The 4558-nt window shown below is 69.2% G+C and carries 4 protein-coding genes and 1 pseudogene; 1 reads left to right on the top strand and 4 read right to left on the bottom strand.

Annotated features, from left to right (window positions below; translation table 11 throughout):
• The 3 genes and pseudogenes from ACRDP3_RS09760 to ACRDP3_RS09750 form a co-directional block, all read right to left on the bottom strand.
• Window positions 1-255, bottom strand: a pseudogene (locus ACRDP3_RS09760) (DUF1266 domain-containing protein); the annotation flags it as partial.
• Window positions 256-405: 150 nt separating this feature from the next.
• Complete coding sequence (locus ACRDP3_RS09755) at window positions 406-1614, bottom strand: DUF1266 domain-containing protein (RefSeq protein WP_431516473.1); 1209 nt, start codon at window positions 1612-1614, stop codon at window positions 406-408.
• Between the two features lie 12 nt (window positions 1615-1626).
• Window positions 1627-2454 carry a hypothetical protein gene (locus tag ACRDP3_RS09750; RefSeq protein WP_431516472.1) on the bottom strand — a complete coding sequence of 276 codons (828 nt, stop codon included), beginning with the start codon at window positions 2452-2454 and terminating at the stop codon, window positions 1627-1629.
• 151 nt (window positions 2455-2605) lie between these two features.
• Here ACRDP3_RS09750 and ACRDP3_RS09745 point away from each other — a divergent pair, with 151 nt between their 5' ends.
• Window positions 2606-3352 (top strand): class I SAM-dependent methyltransferase, encoded by a 747-nt coding sequence (locus tag ACRDP3_RS09745; RefSeq protein WP_431516471.1) that lies wholly within the window; start codon window positions 2606-2608, stop codon window positions 3350-3352.
• 36 nt (window positions 3353-3388) lie between these two features.
• Here ACRDP3_RS09745 and ACRDP3_RS09740 read toward each other — a convergent pair whose 3' ends face one another.
• Window positions 3389-4270: a DNA ligase gene (locus ACRDP3_RS09740; protein ID WP_431516470.1), complete on the bottom strand. Its 882-nt coding sequence runs from the start codon at window positions 4268-4270 to the stop codon at window positions 3389-3391.
• Window positions 4271-4558 lie beyond the last annotated feature (288 nt).

Below are 4558 nucleotides of genomic sequence, written 5' to 3'. Positions count from 1 at the left end.
GACCGCCATCCACCAAGAGTCGTCCGGCCAGGAGGCGGCGTGGGTCTTCAGGTGCTCGCTGACGTACACCGGGTCGGCGCTGGGTGCCGGCAACATGCCGGTGGTGAGCAGCGGGACGCAGAAAGTGCCCGTCTGCGCGTTCCAGTAGGGGGTGCGGGTACTTTCGCCGACCGCGTCGAGCGGATAGCGGGCAGTGGCGTAGTAGAGCCATGTGTTGCCGAGTACATCGAAGTAGGCGGGCCAGTCGTCGCGCAACTTCGCTTCGTACAAGGCCCGTTCAACATCGGTCGGCGCCTGCCAGGACGGACTGTGCCCACCCGTTCCGCCGCCCGGCCCCGGTCTTGTCCCGTGCGGCATCCCTTTCCCCATCCCCATGGCGGGTAATCCTATCCGGGCGGATTCACCTCACTTGAAGGGGATGTTGAGCCAGGGGCTGGCCCGGTCGGTGGTCAGGATGCGGTGGGCGGCGAGCATGTCCGCGTACCAGTCGCCGAACTTCTCTTCGTCGAAGTGCAGGCAGCGGCCGAGGATGTAACCGGCGGAGAAGCCCTGCCACGAGTCGTACACGCTCTGACTCTCCCTCCCGGCGCGAACGACGGCCTGTTCCGTTTCCCATAGCTCGCAGAACCGGGCCCCCAGACCCCAGCGGGCCATCTTCGAGGCGCGGCCGTAGTCCCAGGCGAGAACCGACTGGACGACATCGTCCTCGGCGAGCAGGCCGTCGGCGCGGAAGCGGGACTCGTAGCGCATGATGCGGCCGATGAGGTCCTGCAGGCGTTCGACTTCGGCGTCGAAGCCGATATCGTCGTCCGGATCCTCGTCCCATCCGGTGTCCGTGCTCTCCTCATGGCCTGCCTCGCGGCCTCCCTGGCGTGCAACGCGTGCCGTCACCTCGCGCCACCGCGAGATGCTCGCCGCGCCCCCCTCGGAAGCGCGCGCCAGATTCCGGCGGATGCGGAGCACGAACTCCCAGGCACCACTGCTGCTCATTTCGCCCTGGATCAACTGCTCTTGGTATTCCTGCCACTTGGAGCGCTCGGTGACGCCCCAGTGCTCCTTGAGGCGTTCCCTCTCCGCGTCGTAGCCGCGACCGTGCCAGGCGAGCGCGTTCCAGAGTGAGCCGTTCCTGACGCACAACAGTGCCCCGCACGCGAGCCCGTGCGCCACCGGGCCGTGCAGCGGACCACCCACCGACAGGGTGCGGAGCCGGCGCAGCTGGCTTCGCCACGCCCGTTCGCCGTGCTGACGCCATACGGTGCGGTGGGCCATGGACCCCGGGAAGTACGCCTCGCACGGGCTGCCCGGATTGACCGCCAGCCAGGTCGTTTCGCCCGGCCAATCGGAGGCGAAGGTCTCCAGATCCCTTCTGACATACACCGGATCAGCCACTGGGGCAGGCAGCATCCCGGCGGTGAACACGGCGCGGCAACGACTGCCCGTCTGAGCGTTCCAGTAGGTGTCGTACCTGCGTTGACCGACCGCATCGAAGGAGTAGCGGTCGACGGCGTAGTAGAGCCATGTGTTGCCGAGTACGTCGAGATAGGAAGACCAGTCGCCGCGCGATTTAGCCTCGTACAGCGCCCGTTCGACATCGGTCGGCGCCTGCCATGCCATGGCGGTCACCGACTACGAGCCCGACCCGGCGGCCTTGGCACGCAGTTCGGTACGGAGCGCGTCGACGCGCTCGGCGAAGGCGTCGAGATCGGATCCGTACGAGCCCCTCACCGACGGGCCCCGGTCGACGACGGCGACGAAGGAGCCATTGTTCCTCCAGGCGCAGACGGGGGCTTCGACGACATCCTCACCCTTGTCCTTGAGCATGATCTCGCAGGTGAGCGGCTCGTCGGTGCCCGACGGTGTGATTCGCCGCCGCTCGCCGCCTGAGGCTTCATCACCTTCCAGGGTGCCGAGAAGGTCGTGCACGGTCGACTCGGGCCTGACGGTGGAGCCGTTGTAGCCGCGGACCGTGAGCTGGTCGCTGGCCTTGTCGTTTTCCGCCCCCGCAGCCTTCGAGGTGCCTTCATAGTGCCCGGCCACCGGTACGAGTCCCCGCCCGGTCGACTCCTCGGACTCGCCGCGCAGGGCGAGCCCGGGTTCATCGCTGAAGTCCCTGGTGAGAGTGAGCTTCCCGTCCTCCAGCAACGGGGGGAGGGAGACCGTGTACGTCCTGTCGGGAGGGCCGGAGCTGTCGTCGACGAATACGACGATGGCTATTTGCACGAGCGCCGCCACGAATATCGACGATGCGGCGATGACGCCGGTCACCTTGCGGGCGCGTCTACCCTGCTGCGGCCCTTTCCGGCCGTGCGGGTCGGGCCCGTACTCGCCGTCAGGAGGGAGCACCTGCTGCGGTGGCACGTACGACGCTCCCGCTCCCGGGGTCCCGTACGGCGTGCCTCCGTGACCATGCGGCGCCTGCGCCCAGCCGGGCCGCTGCCCGCTCCCCTTCCCCATGGTTCCGCACCTTATCGAAGGCCGGGGACCGGGACTTCATGTCCCCGGGGCCGGACCTACTTCACGGTCGTGGTGATGGCAACGGCCGTCGGCGCGTGGCGAGTTCGGCGTCTGTCACGCCCGTCGTCCGGGTTCGCGGCATACTTCTGCTGTGGCGACCTACGACACGATTGGCACGACCTACAGCAGTACGCGACGGCCCGACCCCCGGATCGCCGCCCAGATCCACGGGGCTCTCGGTGATGCCGCCGAGGTGATCAACGTAGGAGCCGGCGCCGGTTCCTACGAACCGCCGCAGACCCTGCTCGCGGTGGAACCCAGCTCGCTGATGATCGCCCAGCGTCCTGCCGGATCCGCGCCGGCGATCCAAGCGACCGCGGAGTCGATCCCTGTCGCAGACGACTCAGCCGACGCCGTGATGGCGGCCTTGACCGTGCACCACTGGACCGACCTCGAGGCCGGCATCAAGGAGCTGCGTCGGATCGCGCGGCAGCGCATCGTCATCTTGACCTGGGACTTCAACGTCGCACGCGGGTTCTGGCTGCTGGATGAGTACCTGCCCGAGGCGGCCGCGTTCGACGAAGCACGGGCCGTCGCAGTCGACCGGCTGGCCGCACTGCTGGGCGGCACCGTCCGCATCGAGACAGTCCCGGTCCCGCATGACTGCACCGATGGATTCGGCGCCGCGTACTGGCGCCGCCCCGAGGCATACCTCGATCCGGTGGTGCGGGCCGGCATGTCTCACCTGGCCCAGGTCGGAGAGGAGGGCCTCCGTGGGGGCTTGGCCCGGCTGTCCGATGACCTGTCCTCCGGCCGCTGGTACGAGCGCCACAGCGACCTGACCGGCCGCGAAACCCTCGACGTCGGATACCGGCTCCTTGTCGCGGACCTGCACTAGCGGGCGGACCTGGGACGGGCCGCGCCGGGGCCGCCGTCAGAGATCCGGACGGCGCAGGCGTACGTACCGCACCAGCGGGACGCGGCCGGTCCGCACCCGGACCTCTACGGTCAGGGGCTCCAGCAACGGCCGCCAGTGCGCGTCCAGTTCGGCGTCCGCCACGACTTCGCCCAGGTGTCCGGCCACCGCACCGCCCAGCTGAGAAGCGGCCACCGAGCCCAGCCGCGGCGAGGTGACCGCACGGCGGCCGTCGGGGAGGTCGACGACGGCCGCCCAGGGGCGGTGTTCCGGGCCGGTGATCCCGACAAGTTCGGCGTCGAGGGTGTCCGCGCTGCGCACCTTCCGCCAGGCCGCCCGCCGGTCGCCCGGCCGGTAGGGGGCGTCCCAGCGTTTGGAGACGATCCCCTCCACTCCCTGCGGCCTCATCTCCCGCATCCACGTACGGGCTTGGGCCGCGTCGTCGGTCGACAGGACCAGCTGGATCTCGGGGCCGGCCTGTTCCACGACGTCCCGCAACCGGGTCCATCGCGTCCGCAGGGGAGCGGCGTGTAGATCGTCGTAGGGGGCGGCGGGCAGGTCGAAGGCGACCAGGATGGCAGCGGGCGCGCCGGGTCGGGGACGCCTTGCGAGGCCGCGCTTCTGCAGGGCCTCGAAGTCGAACCGCTGGTGCTGCTCGCTCCAGACCACCACCTCGCCGTCGATGACCGTTCCCACGTCCAATTGTTCGGCGGCGGCGATGAGTTCGGGAAACTGAGGGGTCAGCTCACGCTTGCTGCGCGAGTGGATGCGTACGCCCTGCTCGGTGACCGCGAGGGCGACGCGCCAGCCGTCGAGCTTGATGGAGTGGTGCCACCCCGGGCCGTCGGGGACGGCCTCGACCGCCTTCGGCCGTACCAGCTCCACCGGCAATCGCACCACGAGCCCACCGTTCACGTCGGCCAGCCTCGCGGGCGGCGCAGCGGGAGACCGGGGGCCACGCCGCGTTCTCGTGTCCACGCCACCGCTGTGGCGGAGCGCGATTGACCGTGCGGCGTGACATGGATCACAGCAGTCACGTACGTTAACGCTGACTAACATGCCAGGCGGGGAGAGACCCCGTTGGAGGAGAAGGAGGCGCCGCCTATGACCACCGGCATGGACGTGATGTACCGCGGAACGGTGTACCCATGGCACTGCGACCACATGGGGCACATGAACGTCATGTGG

This window comes from Streptomyces sp. (assembly GCF_050698815.1).
In the GTDB taxonomy this organism is placed as follows: Bacteria; Actinomycetota; Actinomycetes; order Streptomycetales; family Streptomycetaceae; genus Streptomyces.
This window is presented reverse-complemented; position numbering and strand designations above follow the sequence as displayed.